At 66.3% G+C, this 17,934-nt stretch carries 15 protein-coding genes and 1 pseudogene; 7 read left to right on the top strand and 9 right to left on the bottom strand.

Translation table 11 applies throughout. The features are described 5' to 3' along the window. Positions 1-8: 8 nt before the first annotated feature. From NV2_RS16885 to NV2_RS16850, 8 genes are all read right to left on the bottom strand, one after another. Positions 9-1,397 carry an FAD-binding oxidoreductase gene (locus tag NV2_RS16885; protein ID WP_067874794.1) on the bottom strand — a complete coding sequence of 463 codons (1,389 nt, stop codon included), beginning with the start codon at positions 1,395-1,397 and terminating at the stop codon, positions 9-11. Beyond that, positions 1,394-4,912 carry an indolepyruvate ferredoxin oxidoreductase family protein gene (locus NV2_RS16880; protein WP_067874792.1) on the bottom strand — a complete coding sequence of 1,173 codons (3,519 nt, stop codon included), beginning with the start codon at positions 4,910-4,912 and terminating at the stop codon, positions 1,394-1,396. Before NV2_RS16880 ends, NV2_RS16885 begins: the two co-directional genes overlap by 4 nt. 49 nt (positions 4,913-4,961) lie before the next feature. Continuing rightward, a complete protein-coding gene (locus NV2_RS16875; RefSeq protein WP_067874789.1) occupies positions 4,962-5,366 on the bottom strand; it encodes a Zn-ribbon domain-containing OB-fold protein in 405 nt (134 codons plus the stop codon). 6 nt (positions 5,367-5,372) lie between these two features. After that, entirely contained in the window at positions 5,373-5,981 is a 609-nt protein-coding gene (locus NV2_RS16870) for a thiolase family protein (RefSeq protein WP_067874786.1), read from the bottom strand. Then, positions 5,978-6,556, bottom strand: a complete 579-nt coding sequence (locus NV2_RS16865) for a beta-ketoacyl-[acyl-carrier-protein] synthase family protein (protein WP_157102941.1) — start codon at positions 6,554-6,556, stop codon at positions 5,978-5,980. Before NV2_RS16865 ends, NV2_RS16870 begins: the two co-directional genes overlap by 4 nt. Before the next feature lie 10 nt (positions 6,557-6,566). Beyond that, positions 6,567-7,535, bottom strand: coding sequence for a cyclase family protein (locus NV2_RS16860; protein ID WP_067874780.1), 969 nt, complete (start codon positions 7,533-7,535; stop codon positions 6,567-6,569). Further along, a complete protein-coding gene (locus tag NV2_RS16855; RefSeq protein WP_067874777.1) occupies positions 7,532-9,121 on the bottom strand; it encodes a class I adenylate-forming enzyme family protein in 1,590 nt (529 codons plus the stop codon). The genes NV2_RS16860 and NV2_RS16855 overlap by 4 nt, the downstream gene beginning before the upstream one ends. A gap of 332 nt (positions 9,122-9,453) precedes the next feature. After that, positions 9,454-10,089 carry a TetR/AcrR family transcriptional regulator gene (locus NV2_RS16850; protein ID WP_067874774.1) on the bottom strand — a complete coding sequence of 212 codons (636 nt, stop codon included), beginning with the start codon at positions 10,087-10,089 and terminating at the stop codon, positions 9,454-9,456. A gap of 366 nt (positions 10,090-10,455) precedes the next feature. On the opposite strand from NV2_RS16850, the gene NV2_RS16845 reads away from it, so the two are divergent. The 7 genes and pseudogenes from NV2_RS16845 to NV2_RS33035 form a co-directional block, all read left to right on the top strand. Further along, positions 10,456-11,730, top strand: coding sequence for an MFS transporter (locus NV2_RS16845; RefSeq protein WP_157102940.1), 1,275 nt, complete (start codon positions 10,456-10,458; stop codon positions 11,728-11,730). 23 nt (positions 11,731-11,753) lie between these two features. After that, the gene (locus NV2_RS16840; protein WP_067874768.1) at positions 11,754-12,644 is read left to right on the top strand and encodes an SMP-30/gluconolactonase/LRE family protein; all 891 of its coding nucleotides are present in this window, start codon (positions 11,754-11,756) and stop codon (positions 12,642-12,644) included. A 44-nt stretch (positions 12,645-12,688) separates the two neighbouring features. Further along, positions 12,689-13,381 carry a DUF8020 domain-containing protein gene (locus tag NV2_RS16835; RefSeq protein ID WP_067874765.1) on the top strand — a complete coding sequence of 231 codons (693 nt, stop codon included), beginning with the start codon at positions 12,689-12,691 and terminating at the stop codon, positions 13,379-13,381. Between the two features lie 71 nt (positions 13,382-13,452). Then, positions 13,453-14,304 (top strand): HpcH/HpaI aldolase/citrate lyase family protein, encoded by an 852-nt coding sequence (locus NV2_RS16830; RefSeq protein ID WP_067874762.1) that lies wholly within the window; start codon positions 13,453-13,455, stop codon positions 14,302-14,304. Further along, positions 14,301-15,311, top strand: a complete 1,011-nt coding sequence (locus tag NV2_RS16825) for a MaoC family dehydratase (protein WP_067874759.1) — start codon at positions 14,301-14,303, stop codon at positions 15,309-15,311. Before NV2_RS16830 ends, NV2_RS16825 begins: the two co-directional genes overlap by 4 nt. Before the next feature lie 107 nt (positions 15,312-15,418). Further along, positions 15,419-15,838, top strand: a complete 420-nt coding sequence (locus NV2_RS16820) for a DUF4186 domain-containing protein (protein WP_067874999.1) — start codon at positions 15,419-15,421, stop codon at positions 15,836-15,838. 83 nt (positions 15,839-15,921) lie between these two features. Beyond that, a pseudogene (locus NV2_RS33035) lies at positions 15,922-16,841 on the top strand (APC family permease); the annotation flags it as partial. Here the strand turns inward: NV2_RS33035 and NV2_RS16810 are convergent. Further along, positions 16,770-17,873: a TetR-type transcription factor C-terminal domain-containing protein gene (locus tag NV2_RS16810; RefSeq protein ID WP_084474929.1), complete on the bottom strand. Its 1,104-nt coding sequence runs from the start codon at positions 17,871-17,873 to the stop codon at positions 16,770-16,772. The pseudogene NV2_RS33035 and the gene NV2_RS16810 overlap by 72 nt on opposite strands. Positions 17,874-17,934 lie beyond the last annotated feature (61 nt).

Raw genomic sequence — 17,934 nt, 5'->3', positions numbered from 1 at the left:
GGCCGGCACTACGGCGCGCACGGTGCGATCACCTTTCCGGGATTGAGGATGCCGTGCGGGTCGAGGGCGTTTTTCACCGCGGCGTGCATGGCCAGGACCGGCTCGGTCAATTCGCGTGTCAGGCCGTGACGTTTCAGCAAGCCCACCCCGTGTTCTCCGGTGACCGTGCCGCCCAGATCCATTGCCGCATCGAGGATTTCCTCGAAGGCACGCTGGGCACGTCGACGTGCCGGAGCGTCGTCTGCGGGGACGATCAACAGCGGATGCAGATTTCCGTCACCGGCGTGGGCGACATTGGCGATGGTGATGTCGTGCTGCTGCCCGATGCGCTCGATCCGGGTCAGCATCTCGGGGACGCACGCGCGGGGGACACACACGTCTTCGGTGAGGACCGGGCCGAGCCGTTCGAGCGCCGGGTACGCGAGCCGGCGGGCAGCGAACAGTGCCTCGGCCTCCTGGGAATCGGAAGAGATCGCCGCCCAGCTCGCGCCCGATTCGGTGAAACAGGCCGAAATCGTCGCGGCTTCCTGCTCGCCTTCCGCGCCCGGCACGTCGGTGCGGGCCAGCAGGACCACATTCGCGTCGTCGGACAGCCCCATCTTCTTCCATGCGTCCACTGCGAGCAGGGTGTGACGGTCGATGAGCTCCAGCGCCGACGGAATGAGGCCCGCCGCCCCGATCGCCGCGACCGCATGTCCGGCATCGGCGAGCGAGTCGAAGTAGCCGGCGATCGTGCGCTCCGGCGGACGCGTCGGGCGTAGCCGCACCGTGACTTCGGTGATGATGCCGAGCGTTCCCTCGGAACCGACCATGAGGCCGGCCAGGTCGTACCCCGCAACCCCCTTGGCGGTGCGCCGGCCCAGCCGCACCAGTTCGCCGGTGCCGGTGACAACCTGCATACCGAGCACGTAATCGCGGGTGACGCCGTACTTCACGCAGCACAGTCCGCCGGCGTTGGTCGCGACGTTCCCGCCGATCGTGGACCACGGGGCGCTCGCCGGATCCGGCGGGTACCACAGGCCGTGCTCGGCACATGCGCTTCTGAGGTGGTCGTTGACCACACCGGGCTCGACCACGGCGAGTTGTTCGGTGTTATCGATCTCCTTGATCGCCGTCATGCGTTCGGTCGACAGGACGACGGCGCCCTCGACGGCATTGGCGCCGCCGGACAGCCCGGTCCCCGCACCGCGCGGCACGATCGGTGTGCGATGAGTCAGGCACGCGCGGACGATCTGCTGAATCTCCTGAGCGTTACCCGGCCGCACGACCGCCAGCGGGCGGCTGTGCGGGGCCCACTCGGCCTCGTCGTGCGAGTAACTGTCGAGAATGTCGGGGTCTTCGAGGGTCCGCTCGGAAGGCAGTACACGGCGCAGCTCCGCGATCACAGGGTCACTCATCGCACACCCACCTCGCTCGTGAGCGCCGTCCCGGCCCGTCGCAGTTTCTCCAGCAGATCGGTGCGCCGGATCCGATAGTCGTCCACGGTGCGGAGCTTGACCTCTTCGTAGCCGCGGATCAGGTCCGGCAACTCCGCGATTTCGACGCTCAGCGCATGGGTTTCGGGCCGCAGCGTGCCGACGGCTTCGGTGATGGTAGCCAGGTACTCGTCGATCAGTTCACGCTCGAGCCGTCGCAGTGCCGCGTATCCGAAAGGATCCAGGCGAGTTCCACGCAGGCGTCGGCCGGCGACCAAAGTGCGGAATACCGGCCGGAACCAGGGCCCGAGTTCGAGTTTGCGGCTCATACCCATAGCGCGCAGCACCGGCGGGTGCAAGCGGTAGGAGATGGTGGCGTCCGCGCCGAATCGCGCTCGCACCGCACGTTCCTGATCGGGATCCAGACTCAGCCGCGCGACTTCGTACTCGTCCTTGTAGGCCATGAGTTTGTAGAGATATCGGGCGACCGCTTCGGTCAGCGCGCTCTGCCCGGGCACGGCCGCAGCCTCGGCACGGTGAACCCACCGGACGTATCGGACGTACCGGTCGGCATACGCCTCGTTCTGGTAGGCGATGAGATCGGGCACCCGGATGCGCAGCAGCCGATCGAGCTCGGAACCAGCCGGCGTGGCGACGGATTCGATCAGTGCCGCAGCACTGTCCGAGATCCGCGCAGGTACATGTGGCTGCCGGCTCAGGGCGGCGACGGTGGCATCGAAGCCGTGCCGGTCCGCGACGAACTGGCGGCCGCGCCGGAAGGCCTGAATATTGTTGTTCACCTTCGTCGCGTTCAGCGTGATCGCCTGTTCGATCGCGTCGGCGGGAATGGGCATGGCGCCCAGTTGATAAGCGACACCAGTGAGTACGAGGTTCGCGTACTGGTCCTCGCCGAACAGGGTTTGCGAGACGGCCCGGGCGTCCAGGGCCGTCAATGCTGTCGGATCGGTGGCTTCCGCGATGCGTTCGAGCAACGTGTCCTCGGCGGGGAACGCGACCGTCGGATCGGTAACCATAGCACCCGTCGGTACCTGCGACGTCGAGATGACCGCGACGGTACGGCCCGGGGCGGCGACAGTCAGGTGCCGGGGGTCGGCGGCGACGAGGATGTCGGCGCCCAGATACAGATCGCATTCGCCCGCGGCGGCCTTGTTGGCCTCGGCTTCGCCGAGTTTGATGTCGGAGATGACCGCGCCGCCCTTCTGCGCGAGTCCGGTCTGATCCAGGGAACACGCGCTCAGCCCTGCAATCGTGGCCGCGCGACCGAGTATCTGGGACAGGGTGACGACCCCGGATCCGCCGACCCCGGTCACTCGGACGGTGAACGCTGTGGCGGAGGTCCGTGCCGAGGGCTGCGGCAGATCGGCGCCGATGGACTCGGCAAGCATTTTATCCGCGCCGGCCTTGCCGGGGACGACTGTCAGGAACGACGGGCAGTCGCCGGCCAGGCAGGAGTAGTCCTTGTTGCACGACGATTGATCGATCAGCGTCTTGCGCCCGAACTCGGTCGCCACGGGCTGGACCGACAGGCAGTTCGACTTCACACCACAGTCGCCACAGCCCTCACACACCCGCTCGTTGATCATGATCCGTTCGATGGGGTCGGGCGCGAGACCGCGTTTGCGTTTACGGCGAAGCTCGGTGGCGCATTCCTGATCGTGGATCAGCATCGTCACCCCCGCGGTGCCCGACAATTCGGTTTGCGCCTCTTCGACCCGGTCGCGGTGCCAGACCTGCACGCCGGCGAGACGACGCAACTTGCGCAGGCGGCGAGGCTCGTCGGTGGTGACGATGATGCGGCGGACGCCTTCGGCACGCATCGCTGTGACAATCTGTGCGATGCTCAGCACACCGGCCGGTTGCTGCCCGCCGGTCATCGCGACCGCGGAGTTGTAGAGCAGCTTGTAGGTGATGTCGACACCGCCGGCTACGGCGGCTCGCACGGCGAGGCTACCGGAGTGGTGGAACGTGCCGTCGCCGAGGTTTTGCAGCAGATGATCGCGGGTGAGGAACGGGGCCATACCGACCCACTGCGCCCCTTCGCCGCCCATCTGGGTGAGGCCGGTGATCTGCCCCGTCTGCTCCGGTTCCATCATCAAAACCAGACTGTGGCAGCCGATTCCGGCCCCTACCAGCGATCCTTCGGGGGTTTTGGTGGACGTGTTGTGCGGGCAGCCCGAGCAGAAGTACGGCGTGCGCGTCGCCAGCGGCAGCAATGTGCGCGGTCGCGTGCTGTGGTGCTGCGGTGACCACGCATCGACGCTGGGGAAATCGCCGTGCGCGCGTAGTCGCGACGCCAGCGCGGTAGCGATGAGGTCGGGGTCGAGTTCTCCGTCGGCCGGAACGAGCGCGGTGCCGTCCGGAGTGCGCTTGCCGCTGATCGCCGGTGCGTCCGAGCGGCCGTAGAGCAGGTCCTTGAGGGCGCTTTCGAGAAACGAACGCTTCTCCTCGACCACGATGATCTCCCGCAGGCCGCGCGCGAATCGGCCGATGATCTCGGGTTCGAGCGGGTGGATCATCGCCAGGTGCAACAGCCGCACCCCGCGGCGGGCCAGTTCCGCCTCGTCGAGACCCAAGGTGCGCAGCGCTTGCCGCAGATCGTGAAATGTCTTTCCGGCGGCAACGATTCCGATCCGATCGGCGCCGCTCTCGGTGACGATCGTGTTCAGGCTGTTGACCGCCGCGTACCGGCGGGCCAGTTCCAGGCGCGCGCCGTCGCGGCTGCGTTCGAGCCGGCCCAGGTCGGGTTGCAGCATGCGCGCGGTCATCTCGTGGGCAAACGACCGCCCATCGATGCGGAAGTCGGGATCGATCGGCCTGATCCGGTCCGGGTGGACGCGCGCGGTCGCGGTGCCGTCGGCGACGTTGGTGGCGATCTTGAAACCCACCCACAGCCCGCATGCTCGCGACAGTGCGACAGCATGGAGCCCGAGGTCGAGAACTTCCTGAGGATCGGCGGGATACAGGGTGGGCATCCCGAGATCGGCCAGTAGCATCTCCGAACTGCCCGGCACGGTCGACGATTTCGCCGCCGGATCGTCTCCCACGAGTGCCAGCGATCCGCCCAGCCGGTGGGTGCCCATGAGATTGTTGTGCCGCAAGGCGTCCGAGGCACGATCGAGGCCGGGTGACTTGCCGTACCAGTAGCCGGTGACGCCGTCGACGCGTTTGTCGGACGAGATCGCGGCCAGTTGCGCGCCCTGCACCGCGGTCGCCGCGAGTTCCTCATTGACGCCGGGCCGGAAGAGGATGTCGTGCTCGTCGAGCAGCGGGCCCTGTCGGCCCAGCTCGAGGTCGTAGCCGCCGAGCGGCGACCCTTCGTATCCGGAGATGAACGCCGCGGTGGCACGGCTTGCTCGCCGATCTGCCCGACGCACGTCGATCGGCAGCCGCGCCAGCGCCTGCACACCGGTGAGGTGGACGACGCCGTCGGCGACGGTATAGCGGTCGTCGAGAGTGTGACGGCCGGAATCGGTCATGGTGTGGTTCCTCCGAATATTGCTATGTCCGAGGCGTTCGATCGGCGTATCAGTCATGGGTGGGCACCGGTCCGAATTCCGGCAGTACGGTGTCGTCGCCGACAGTGCGGAACGACACTGCGACGAGCTCGCCGATGACCGGATCCGCTGCGCCCGTCCAGGTGGTCGTGAGGTTGGGTCCACTGTCGAGACGGACCTGAACGACGACGTAGGGGACCCGATCTGCGGTGAAGTACTGCTTGTGGAAGCGAACCCAGCTGTTGACCCGGCCGGTACCCGGATCGGTATCCCAGCCGATGTCGGTGCCGAAGTCGGCGGGGCATACGGGCGCGGGCGGCCAGAACCGTTGATCGCAGGTGCGGCAGCAGGGTACGCGCAGCAGGGCGTTCACCGCGCCGTCGAGATGTTCGACGTCCTCCGGATACCTGACGGGAAGGGGGCGTTCGTTCGTCACTGCCTGTCACCGATCCTTCGTGAAGATGAGCGAATCGCCGAAGGGTGTCGCCCACTGAACGATTTCGCAGCCGTCGACTTGGCGGTCACCGGCCTGCCCGCGGAGCTGGCGAGTGGCCTCGATCATGTGGCCCCAGCCGCAGATATGTGCTTCCGACAACAGTCCACCGGCGGTGTTGGTCGGTAGTTCGCCACCGAGCCCGATCCGACCGTTCTGGAGCCAGTCGAGCGCTTCGCCTTCGGCGGTGAAGCCGAAGCGCTCGAGGACGAACACCAGGTTGGGTGAGAACGCGTCGTACAGTTGCAGTGAATCGACATCGTCGGCCCCGGTCAGTCCGGCCATCGCGTAGACCGGATTGTGCTCGATTCGCCTGGTGTCGTTCTGGGAGAAGACTCCGAGGCCCGGTGGGGCGAAGATGAATTCGTCGCGACCGGTGTGCAGGCCCTGCATCCGGGCCACCACGACGGCAGGGCGGCGCAGGTCGCGGGCGCGTTCGACGGTCGTGACGAGCAGGCAGCCACCGCCGTCGCTGAGCAACGCGAAATCGGGGCGACGCAACGGTTCGACGATGTAGGGCTGTCGCCGGTAGTCCTCGGCGCTCAGGGGAGTGGTCACCTGTGCGTTCGGATTCGATTGCGCGTGCGAAACGCGGTGGGCACCGCGGCGATCAGCTCGGGGTCGTAGCCGTAACGGGCGCAATACCGTCGGAAGGCCATCGCCGCGCCGGCGCCGGGCGCGGTCATGCCGTAATGCGGTAGTTCGCCGTGCGAGCCACCGCCCTGACGCATCCCTTCGATATCCTCCGCACCACCGACCGTGCCGAGCCCGGAAAATGACACTCCCGCAACGCATGCCGCAATATCGGACATGCCCAGTGCGACCGATTGCACCGCCGCCTGTAGGGCCGGTCCGACGAACCGTCCGTGGGTCCAGGTCTGCAGCGCGGCGCGGATCCGGAGCCCGAACGCTTCGGCCATCCGGTCGTAGTCGACAGCCAGCGGATAGCCGACATTGGTGAACAGGCCGTCGATGTCGCCCGGGCGCAGACCGGCATCGTCGAGTGCGAGGCGCAGCGCTTCGGCGGCGAAATCCAGGGCGGTGCGTGGCGAGCGTCGGGAGACTTCGGTCATCCCGATCCCGACTACGGCAACCTGACGGAGCGGGCCCAGCGGCACAGCGGTTCCTTTCATCGGTGATGGATCAGAGGATGGCGTGGGCGTTCGCGGGCGTTCCGACTCCGCCCGGCAGTGGCAAAACTCCCGACACCAGCAGGAATTCGTAGGCGCCACGGTCGGCGCACGCCTCGGCAAGCTCTGCGAGACACCACAATTCGCCCAACGGCATGCCTTGTAGTGCAATCAGGCGGCGATGCAGGAATCCCTTCTCGCGATCGACCGGGAAGACTTCGGCGCCGACGTTGTCGACAGCGACGGCAGCGAACTCGTTGTCCCACAGATAGCCCGCCATCTCCTTCGACGAGTCCAGTCCCGGGCAGGCGAATCCGGCGCCGATCGTTCCGCGCATACGGGCCCGGTCCTCGAGTGGACGCGTCCGGTACCACTCCGTCCAGCCGGTGCGAACCACCAGGATGTCGCCCGACTCGAAGGTGGTGTCCTGCGCGGCGGCGACCTCGTCGAGCAGGGCAGCGGTAATCACCACCGGTTCGTCCGCAGACAGCGGCGATCCCCTGTCGGACAAGTAGTTGGCGATGTCGAGCAGAACTCCACGGCCGCCGAAGCCGTGTGCCGCCCACCGATCGACCCCGAGGATGTCGGTGCCGGCCAGATCGGGTTCCTGGCGCCCGCCCCAGTAGCCGTGCCGTCCGGCGCGGATATGGCGCAGACCATCCCATTGGGAGGAGCCCTGCAGATAGAAGTGGTCGAGCCGGTCGTCGTGCCCGGCGGCGGTGTCCTCGACGATGTGCTGATAGGGCTCGCGGTCGTCGAACAACCCCGGATCCGGTTCGTTCAGTGGGAGATTCAGCGAAATCATCGCGCCGGTTCGGATGGTGCGGGCCGCACAGATGCGCTGCTCGGGGCCGATCAGGTTGAGCGTACCGAGCTCGTCGTCATGGCCCCACACATCCCAGCCGTGGTGTTCGTCGCGATCAGGCAGTGTCGGCAGGTCGGTGAAACGCGGAGTGCGCCGGATACGGGCGGAGGTGCTCATCGCACGCCCTCGCTGAGCAGCTCACGCAACTTCAGCTTGCTTACCTTGCCGGTGGCGGTCTGTGGCACTGCCGTCGCTTCCATGACGACGAATCGGGCCGGCACCTTGTAGCTGGCGGCACGAGCGCGGATGTACTCGGTGAGGGTACGGCTGAGGGCTTCCGCGTCGCCGATTGCGACAGCCGGCACGACGACACACGCCATCTCCTGATCGCCGTCGGCGGTCTCGATCCCCAGCACGTAGGCCTGGTCGACCGAGGCGTGGCCGGAAACGATCTCCTCGACCTCGAGCGGAGCTACGTTGATCCCTTTGATCTTGAGCATCTCTTTCCACCGACCGCCGAACGCCAGCCGGCCCTCGTCGTCGATCACCCCGAGATCGCCGGTCCGGAACCAGTCGTCCGCGGTCCGGGTGCCCGCGTTGATCTCCGCGCCGCCCAGGTAGCCGGGGATGACACAGCCGCGGATCTCGATCTCACCTACCGAGCCGGGCGGACACGGCCTACCGGTCGAATCGGTTATCCGGATCGCCTGGGTGGGAAGGCATTTCCCCTGTGTTCCGAGTTTGGCCGCCAGGTCGTCGTGTGCATCGGTCATGGTGACGAAGCCGTAGGACTCGGTCATTCCGTACGCGCTGCACGCTTCGGCGATATCGAGACCCTCGATGGCCAGCCGTTTGTCTTCCGCGTTGAATCCCACCGGTCCCGTCCGCAGTGACGAGATGTCACGCCGTCCGAAACTGGGCGCGGCCAGCAGGGCGCGCACGGCGGTGGCGAGGCCATAGAAGACGGTGCAGCGCTCGGCCTCGATGAACGCCAACGCCGCGTCGCCGTCGACCTTCTCCTGAACGCAGAGAGTGAGACCGTGGGCCAGCGCGACCGGCAGCGCATTGCACGCGCCGTAGCCGAAGAACAACGGCATCGCGAACCACAGTCGATCGCCGGGCACCACATGCATACAGTCGCCCATGGCGCGGCCGTTACGCAGCAGTTTGCCGTGTTCGAGCGGGACCGGTTTGGGAAGGGCGGTGCTGCCGCTGGTGTAGAGGATCATCGCCGGATCGGAAGACGCGCAGGTCGGCGGCGGGCACGGGCCGCGCTGCGCGGACGTCGGCAACTGCTCGTCCGCCGGCCACAGCAGAGCGCCCAGATATCCCTCGCCCCCGCCGTCGGTGTCGGAGGTGTACATTCCGGGCCGGCCTGCGGCCGCGAGCTCCGCGGGGATGTCTTTGCCGAAAACGACGCCATCGGTGACGATCAGCCGCAGCTGCGCGGTCGCGATCAGATGTGCCAGTTCGTTGGAGCGGTACCACGTGTTGATCGGGACAACGGTCAGTCCCGCGCGCTGGGCGCCCAGCATCGCTACCAGCCAGCGCAAGCCATTGGGCAGCAGCACTCCGACCCGCTGTCCGGGCCGCAGCCCGGCTCGGGCCAGCATGCCCGCGAATTCCGCACAACGGGAGTGGAATTCGGCAAACGTCACACGTCCTTCCGGCGCTACCACGGCCTCGGTGTCGGGGAATGTATCGGCCAGTTCGGCCAACGCCGCCGGAAAGGTTTCGCCCGCACCTATTCGGATCTCGTTCATTGATTGGTCCTGTCCTATTGCTTCGTGCGCATCGGTGGGCATCGCACCGGTCAGGGGACGGAATGCCTTCGGCTCGGCCGCGCCGCACCAGAGTGGGCGCACGCATTCCGGATATCGAATGACCTGGCCCCGAGCGACTTTGCTGTCGCCGGGATCACCATCTGACACCGACGTTACGCGCAACACTCTGGTGAGTCAAGCAACAGTGTGTTGCGTGAAGTTGGACGTGAAGACCGCCGGGTCGCCGGTGGGGCTCGAAAAAAAGGACAACGCCGGAGCCGGATGTGGACGGCTCGGCGTTGTCGGACAGGGGTGGGGTTGCTACTTATCGGTCACAGGTCCTTCTTCAAGTTCAGAGCGTCTGCCCATAGACCGGTCACCACGTCGAGCAGTGCGTCGCGCTCCAGGGTGAAAACCTTCTGCACGATGCATCGGAAGCACAACTGATCGAGTTGGATCATGAGTAGTTCGATTCGCAGTTGCCGTTCCGCACGTTGGGTCCGGGGGACCGTATGTAGGTATCCGTCCAGTTCGCCTGCCAGTTGGTCGATCTGCGCCTTCCATCGCGCGGCGACCTCGAGGTCGCTCGCCATGGCCTCGTGGATGGCCGGCAGCAACCTGGCGTGGTCCTCCCACCAGGTCAGCGCATTGTCGAGCCAGTGTCGGACCGAGGATTCGGTGCCCTCCTCGAGTGCGGAGTTCAGCAGGGACCAGTAGCGCGTGCTTTGTTGTTTGCGGACTGCCTCGTACACCTCGTTGAAGACTTCCGCCTTGTTGGCGAAGTGGAGGTAGATGGTGGAGCGGTTGATCTTCGCGACCTTGGTGATGTCGCCCATGGACGCTTCGCCGTAGCCGCGGTCCTCGAAGACCGTGCGTGCGGCGTCCACGATGCGCTGACGAGTGAGCAATCGCTGCTGCTCGCGTACCGGCAGCAATTCCGTCGACTCAGTCGATGCGGTGTTGTCCATCCCGTCAGCGTAGTCCTGGGAGTTGCCGCCGGCGGCCGCGCAGTGCCGTCATGGCAGGGGTGGTGAGCGGCTTTGATAGACGGAGAGCACATTGGATCGACACTGTGATGCTTGACTCATCGCACTGTCGTATCTAGTCTCATTTGCAGACGTCCTGCCTCTCGATCCCTGCGCCGGTTCCCGGGAAAGACGAACAATCTCCGCGAGCGGACGTCGCCGAATGAATGCCGGAGCGCGCGGTTCGACGCGCGGTCCGAAGTCTCCGAGGCGTCCGCGCCGGCCCCGGTTCTCGACCGTCTCGATCCTGCGGCCCGAGCTCCGTTCACCGCGGACTACGCAATCCTCATCAACCGCGAGGGAGTTACAGTGACCAGAGTCGTCGCCAGAGCGCGAATCCCCGTTCTGGCAATGTGTTTTGCCGGCCTGGCCTTCGAAGGGTACGACCTCGTCTCGTACGGGACGGTGCTGCCGCAACTGATCTCTTCCGATGGATGGCACCTGGGCGCCGCGACCGCGGGCCTGATCAGCACGCTCACGGTTGTGGGCATGCTGATCGGCTCGATCATCTCCGGCGCGCTGGCCGATTTCACCGGCAGGCGCACGCTGACCATCGCCTCGTGTGCCTGGTTCTCGGGATGGATGGCAGTGTGCGCTGCGGCCCCGAATGTTCAGCTGCTCGGTGGCGCCAGGTTGATGGCAGGGCTTGGTATCGGTGCGTTCGTCCCGCTCGTGGCGGCGCTCGCGGTGGAATTCGCGCCGGATGGAAAGGGCAACCGATACAGTGCCATCGCCTGGGCGGGATACCCCGTCGGTGGTGTGGTCGCGGCACTTGTCGGCGTGCTGGCACTCGAGCCGCTGGGATGGCGATTCCTCTTTGCGGTCGGTGCACTGCCATTGATCACCCTGGTGCCGCTGATGTACTTCGCTCTGCCCGAATCCTCCACACCGTCGCGCCGCGCGAGTGATGCCGTCTCGTCGCAGGAAGTACCACACGGCTCCCATGGCGTCGCGCGTGGCCCGAAAGCACTGTTCGTCGACGGAGTATGGATACGGACCGTCGTCTTCGGGCTGCTGAGTGCCAGCGGTCTCGTGCTGACCTACGGCCTGAATACCTGGCTCCCGCAGTTGATGCGTGCCAATGGCTACGAGCTCGGTTCGGCCCTCACCTTCTTGATGGCCCTGAATCTGGGGGCCGCGACGATCCCGCCGCTGCTCGCCAAACGTGCCGACGTGTCCGGTCCTCGTGTGGTGATCATTGCCGTGTTTCTTGCCGCCGCGGCGAGTATTCTCGCGCTGAGTATCGTCCTTCCGCTGCTGCTGGTCTACCTCCTGGTATTCGTCGCCGGTGCCGGCACGCTCGGTGCTCAACTACTCATGTCCGGGTTCGTGGCGACCGACTATCCGATCACTTCCAGAGTCGCTGCTCTGTCGTGGATTTCGTGTGCCGGGAGAGTGGGCGCTCTGGTCGGGCCGACGTTGATCGGGTTTCTCGTCGCCGCCGGCAGCAGCGTCGAGACAAGTTTCTATGTTCTCGCGGGGTTCGGAATTCTCGGCGCGATACTCGCCGCTCTGATTCCCCGGCAGCGGCAATCGCCGAGTGTCACCGATGTCAATGCGATCAGCGCTGCGTCCGAAGCCTGATCCAGGGAAAGGGAGTAAGTTCGATGACTGCACATTCGCCCGCGGGATATGTTGCCGAAGGGTTTTCGTTCACCGAATGCCCGCGCTATCGCGACGGACGCCTCTGGTTTGTCGACATGCACCTCAATCGAGTCGTATCGGTTCGCGCCGACGGTTCGGACCGTCGCACCCTCGAGGTGGCGAGCTCTCCGGGCGGAATCGGGTGGCTGCCCGATGGGCGGCTGCTGGTGGTTCTGATGCAGGAGCGGAAGATCGTCCGGCTCGAAGGGAACGAATTCGTTGTGCATGCCGACCTTTCCGATGTGGTCGCCACGACGCTCAACGATCTGGCGGTGGACTCGACCGGGCGGTGCTATGTCGGCGAAACCGGATTCGATCCACACATATTCTTCACCACCGCGGAAGATATCGAAAAGGTCTGCCGCGCAGAAATTGTTCCGCCGGCTACCAGTCGGATCTTTTCGATCGAACCCGATGGTGAGTACCGAGAGGTGGCTTCCGGACTCGCGTTCAGCAACGGAATCGTCGTCGACGAAACGAGAAAATATCTGTTCGTCGCGGAGTCGTTCGGTGCCCGGCTCAGTCGCTTCGACCTCGGTGCGGGGGGAGATCTTTCCGGGCGCAAGGAACTGCCATTCGATTTCGCTCCCGACGGCATCGGGATGGATCGTTGGGGGAGCGTCTGGGTCTCCGATGTATTCGGCTGTGCAGCTGTGCGTTTCGATGCGGAGGGCAGTGAGATCGAGCGCCTGCGGTTCGATCAGCTCGTCCTCGCCTGTGCAGCAGGTGGAGAACACGGCAATCAGCTTTATCTGTGCGCCTCTCCGTCCCTGGACAGCGCCGAATGTCTGCGGCTACGCGCCTCCCGGATCGAAGTACGGACCATCGCGGCACCCGCGCCACACGCGCGGTGATCGTGACCGGTGCACCGGCGAACAGAACAAGTAGAGGAACAACTATGAAGAGCCTTGCCATCTCCACCCTCGTGGTCGCGATATGGAGCGCGGCCGCCGGCGTCGCCGACGCAGCGCCGGATCAGAGTCGCGGCGTGAACTACACCGCGACCGCGAACCGGACGTCCACCATCATCACCACCGATGCGGGCACAATGGATACCGACCGCGGCGTCTTCAGGATCAAGGCGGCGGACGGCACGGTGCTGGCCGGGACCGAATTGTCCTTCAGAGTCGACGATTTCGTTTTTCCGATCGCGGCCGAGATCAACGGGCGCACCGCCACGTTGACACCGCGTTTCGATGCGGCGCACGCACAGTATCGACCCGTCGCGTTGCCGTTCGAGGACCAAGCGCCGTTCAAGACCCCATACGACCGCGAGCAGGCCGCCTGGAACCGGATGGTCACGACGATCACCACAGGTGCCACCGTCGGTAGCCTGGTCGGGGGCCTGACCGGTGGTGCGGTGGGATGCCTTCTCGGCGGCATCGCCGGTGCGACCGTTGCGGCGGCAGCGATCGTCGGCCTGTTCGGGGCATTCGTGCCGGCAGCTGTGGTGGGCTGCCTGGGCGGCATCGTCGCAGTCGGTGCGCTGGGTACGCTGGCCGGCCAGCTGCTGGTCACCGCACCGGCCGCGATCATGGCGGGGCTCCAGTACTTCACCACGATCAATCAGCCCTTCCCTGCACCGAGGTGAACCGCGACTGTGCCTCCGCTTCCTCGCCGGTGCCTCGAACGCCCCCGCGATACGACAGAGAAGGACCTGATGTGATCGCTACCCGCCGACGAACAACACTGGTCGCGCCCGGCTCCGACGAACGCACTGCGCGAAAAGCGCTCGGCTCACATGCCGACGAGGTCGTTCTGGACCTCGAGGACGCCGTCACCGCCGCCCGGAAAGACGAAGCGCGCCGACTGGTAGTCGAGCTGGCCCGTGAGTACGGAGCTCGACGGGCGGTCTCCGTCCGGATCAACGGGCCGAACACCCCGTGGTTCGGCCCCGATCTGTCCGTGCTCGGTCGAGCGGCGGACTTCCTGGCCTCTCTGGTGATCCCGAAGGTCGAAAACGCTGCGGAGCTCGAGGAGATCGACCGGATCCTGCACCGCGGAGGTGACAGTGCGGTACGCGTGCAGGCGCTGGTGGAAACCCCTTGCGGTGTTCGCAATGTCGACGCGATCGCCGCGGGCCCGCGACTCGAGGCGATGGTCATCGGCTACGCCGACCTCGGTGCCGCCCTCGGCCGCTCCCAGGTAACCCGGCCGGAACAGTGGCTCTACGTCCAGGACCGGGTATTGCATGCGGCACGGGAGGCCGGCGTACAGGCGATCGACGGTCCGTTTCTAGATCTCGTCGATATGGGAGCATTCCGTCGTGCGGCGCAGTGGGCCGCCGATCTCGGATTCGACGGCAAGTGGGTTGTCCATCCGGTGCATATCGACCCCGCGCTCGAGATATTCACCCCGAGTGGCGAGGACGCGGATTTCGCCCGCCGGGTACTGGCCGCCCTCGAAGCGGCGGAGGAACGCGGCGCGGGAGCTGTTCAGCTCGACGGCCGGATGCTCGATGAAGCTGTCGCCGTTGCGGCTCGGCGCATCGTGGCCAGGATCGGAGCCCGATGACGACACCGCGCCACACTCGCTCCGTCGATGTGGGAGGCCCGTACTTCGACCAGCTGACGGTCGGCCAGATCTTCGACACCGCCCCGGCCGTCACGCTGACCGACGGTCTGGCTGCCGCACACCAGGCGATTCTCGGTGATCGGTTACGGCTGCCATTGGATGCGCGGTTGTCGGCTGCGGTCGCGGGTGGCCCACTCGCACACCCGGGATTGGTCACCGACGTCGCGATCGGTCAATCGACGTCGGTCACCCATCATGTGCGGGCCAACCTGTTCTATCGCGGACTGCGATTGCATCGCCTTCCGCTGATCGGCGACACCCTGTGGACCACGACCGAGGTCGTCGGCTTGAAAACCAACTCGATCAGAGCGGGACGTCCGGCAACGGGATTGGCCGCACTGCGGATCAGTACTGTGGACCAACACGGGCGCACCGTCCTCGACTTCCATCGGTGCGCGATGTTGCCGATCGATCCCGCCGTGAATCCTGCCCAGGTGGTACGGGCCGACGATCTCTCCACGATCGGCGAACGGAACGAACCGAAGTGGGCCGTCCCGGATGGAATCGACCTCGGCGTCTACCGTTCCGAGGTCCCCGGCACCCACTTCGACGCTGCGCTGGTCGGGATTCGGTTCACCTCGAGTGGTGATCTGGTCAGCAGTGCCCCGGAACTGGCCCGGCTCACACTCAATCTCGCCGCCACCCACCATGACGAAAGGTTCGGCCCCGATGGCCGCCTGGTCTACGGGGGCCATACGATCGGCATCGCGCTCGCCCAAGCGACACGTGCGCTGCCGAATCTGGTCACGGTGCTCGGCTGGCGGTCGTGCGATCACACGGCCGCGGTTTCCGAAGGAGATACCTTGACCAGCGACCTGTACGTCGAAGATGCGACTGCCCTGCCCGGTGCCGGAGCCCTCGACCTCCGCTCGATCGTCTTCGCCCACCGCCGGGCGGGGCCGCCGGTGCGAGTACTGGACTGGCGGTTCACGGCACTGTTCGCCTGAACCTGTGGCGACCCGAACGTGCGTATCGGCACCGCTGTGGCAACCGACGGGACGAAGCCTTGTTCCGCACAGATCTGCCCGTCGGGCTGTGCGCCTACGCTGGACTCATGCCGCCCGACCGCGCAACTCTCGACGCTCGCCTCGGCGAGATCGCCCGGCACCCGTTCCGGGCGAAGTTCCACCTGCGTGCGCCCGAGGTGGAGTTCGTCGCGCTGCGCGGTATGGAGGTCGTGCGCCGACATGCCGCCGATCTCATCGGCACGCGGCTCGCGCCGGCTCACCCTGCCCGAGACGGCAAGCAGACGCCCTGGGGTGGGCACCCGGTTTTTCGGGCTCAGCATGCCACCGGCACCTGTTGCCGCAGTTGTCTGCAACGGACGCACGGTATCGCCAAGGGGAATGAGCTGACCGATCGGGAGCGGGAGTATGTCGTCGAAATCATTTGCCGCTGGGTCGAATTGGAATGCCGCGCCGCGCAGGACGGCCGGACATCCGCTACCGGTGAGCGTGCCGCGCCTCCCGGCTGAGTGAGACCGGACCTCCGGTCGGAGATCGGGGTAATCGGCTGTGTATCCGGGTTCGACCTGCGAGCGTCGGGTACCTGGCCGCTCTGCCTCGTTCCCTGAAGCGCGCCGCGAGCACGCCGCTGCTGTACTTCTTCATCCTCGGTGACGTGCTCGGAGCAGGCGTGTACGTGCTGATCGGCTCCGTGGCCGAGGCGTCCGGCGGTGCGGTGTGGTTACCGTTGGCGGTGGCGCCGGGTTCGGCGACGCTCACTGCCGCGTCGTATGCGGAATTGACGACGAAATATCCACGAGCGGGTGGGTCCGCGCACTACGCGACTCGCGCGCTGGGACCGGCGGCCGGTTCGCTGGTCGGCTTCTGCATGCTGGCCGCGGGTGTGGTGTCGGTAGGGGCGCTGGCCCGGGCAGCGGAATCAAGGAATCGTTGCGGGCGAACGTCGCGGCGAGTGTGGTCGAGCTCGGCGGGCTGGTGCTGGTCATCGGGCTCGGCGCCTGGCTGCTGCTGCGTGGCGACGCCGATCCGGGCCGGCTCACCGATATCGGAACCGCGGAGCACGGTCCCGTTGCGGCGGTGGCGGCCGGCGCGGTACCGGCCTTCTACTCCTTCGTCGGATTCGAGACCTCGGCGAACCTGGCGGAGGAGGTGCGCGATCCGCGGCGTTCGTACCCGGCCGCGTTGTTCGGTGCGTTGCTCACGGCCGGGCTGGTGTACGTGCTGGTAGGCGTGGTGACCAGTGCCGCGGTACCGACCGGCGACTGGCCGAATCGAGTGGGCCGCTGCTCGAGGTGGTGCGCCGGGCCGGTGGCGTGCCGGAACGATTGTTCAGTGTGATCGCGCTGGTCGCGGTGGCCAATGGGGCGCTACTGACCGGCGTCATGGCATCCCGGCTCGCCTTCGGCATGGCGCGTGCTGGCCGAAACCTTGGTACTGCTGCTACTCGTCGTCTTCGCGGCGGTGAATTGTTCGGTACTGCTCGAGCGCCGGCACCCGGTCGAGACCGAACATTTCCGCGCCCCGACCCTCCTCGTCTGGCTCGCCCTCGCCTCGTGTCTGTTCCTGTTCACCCGGATCGAGGCCGCGATCTGGGCGCGCGGACTGATCCTGGTGGGCCTGGGTGTCCTGCTCGCGATCCTGAACAGTCTGCGCTCCCGTCACCGGCAGCCCGAGCAGGCCCAGGGCGAAGCAGGCGTACCGGGTCGCGATCTGCTCCGGTGAGGTGGGTCCGTCGAGCCGGAACCATTGGGGCAGCGCGGTACACATGGTGGCGATCGCTCGTCCAGCGACGCGTGCGTCGTCGTGCGGTCGCCGCGCCTCATCCAGCGCGGCGGCGATAGCGTCGTCGAGCAGGTGCTGAAGTCGATTGCGCGAGTCCGCGATTCGCTGCCGGTTCGCAGTTGTCAGGCTGCGCATTTCGCTGGCTCCGATGAAGGCCAGCTGCCGGCGGTGGGTGTGGAACAGTGCCAGTGCTTCCACGGTGTGTACCAACCGGCCGAGCGCGGTCGTACCGTCGGCGTAGGCGGCACCCACCCGGAGGTGCAGTTCGTCCATGGTCAGGTCGAGTGCCCGAACCAGCAGCTCCTGCTTGTCCCGATAGTGGTGGTACACGCCCGGCACGCTGATCCGGGCGCGTTCGGCGATCGAGCGCATCGTGGCGCCGTGATACCCGGTTTCGACGAACGAGGCGATGGCCGCGGCGAGGACGGGGTCGAGTGACAGGGGCGGAAATTCACGCCAGTGACAGTGCTGCCGCGCCTCGTCGGCCCTGATCTCGTCGCCGGAACGGCGTGAGCGCGGCGGGGATTGGGGGTGCGGCCCCGGCTCATCGCCGGCGAGCCATCCGACCGTGACTCCGAATTCGGCGGCAAGGGTCCGCAGTCGCGGTACCGATGCGCCGGTTTTGCCGTTCTCGATGGCGCTGAGTGTGGCGGGGCTGACCCCGATGCGGCGTGCGGTGCCGCGCAGTGAGAGCCCGGCCGCGGTTCTGGCCGACCGGAGCCGGGCACCGATATCTGCGTTACCGAACGCGACAACCGTCATGGTGCTCAGCATAACTGAACACTGGCCACGACGATACTGGTGCGTTGACAAGGGAAAAAGC

This window comes from Nocardia vermiculata NBRC 100427 (assembly GCF_001613265.1).
GTDB classification, from domain to species: domain Bacteria; phylum Actinomycetota; class Actinomycetes; order Mycobacteriales; family Mycobacteriaceae; genus Nocardia; species Nocardia vermiculata.
This window is presented reverse-complemented; position numbering and strand designations above follow the sequence as displayed.

Excerpts from the sequence above, each read along its gene's own strand:
- NV2_RS16835 (WP_067874765.1), top strand. The coding sequence starts at position 12,689 with ATGAAGAGCCTTGCCATCTCCACCCTCGTGGTCGCGATATGGAGCGCG.
- NV2_RS16855 (WP_067874777.1), bottom strand. The coding sequence starts at position 9,121 with ATGAACGAGATCCGAATAGGTGCGGGCGAAACCTTTCCGGCGGCGTTG.
- NV2_RS16850 (WP_067874774.1), bottom strand. The coding sequence starts at position 10,089 with ATGGACAACACCGCATCGACTGAGTCGACGGAATTGCTGCCGGTACGC.
- NV2_RS16820 (WP_067874999.1), top strand. The coding sequence starts at position 15,419 with ATGCCGCCCGACCGCGCAACTCTCGACGCTCGCCTCGGCGAGATCGCC.
- NV2_RS16810 (WP_084474929.1), bottom strand. The coding sequence starts at position 17,873 with ATGACGGTTGTCGCGTTCGGTAACGCAGATATCGGTGCCCGGCTCCGG.
- NV2_RS16885 (WP_067874794.1), bottom strand. The coding sequence starts at position 1,397 with ATGAGTGACCCTGTGATCGCGGAGCTGCGCCGTGTACTGCCTTCCGAG.
- NV2_RS16840 (WP_067874768.1), top strand. The coding sequence starts at position 11,754 with ATGACTGCACATTCGCCCGCGGGATATGTTGCCGAAGGGTTTTCGTTC.
- NV2_RS16825 (WP_067874759.1), top strand. The coding sequence starts at position 14,301 with ATGACGACACCGCGCCACACTCGCTCCGTCGATGTGGGAGGCCCGTAC.
- NV2_RS16880 (WP_067874792.1), bottom strand. The coding sequence starts at position 4,912 with ATGACCGATTCCGGCCGTCACACTCTCGACGACCGCTATACCGTCGCC.
- NV2_RS16860 (WP_067874780.1), bottom strand. The coding sequence starts at position 7,535 with ATGAGCACCTCCGCCCGTATCCGGCGCACTCCGCGTTTCACCGACCTG.
- NV2_RS16865 (WP_157102941.1), bottom strand. The coding sequence starts at position 6,556 with ATGAAAGGAACCGCTGTGCCGCTGGGCCCGCTCCGTCAGGTTGCCGTA.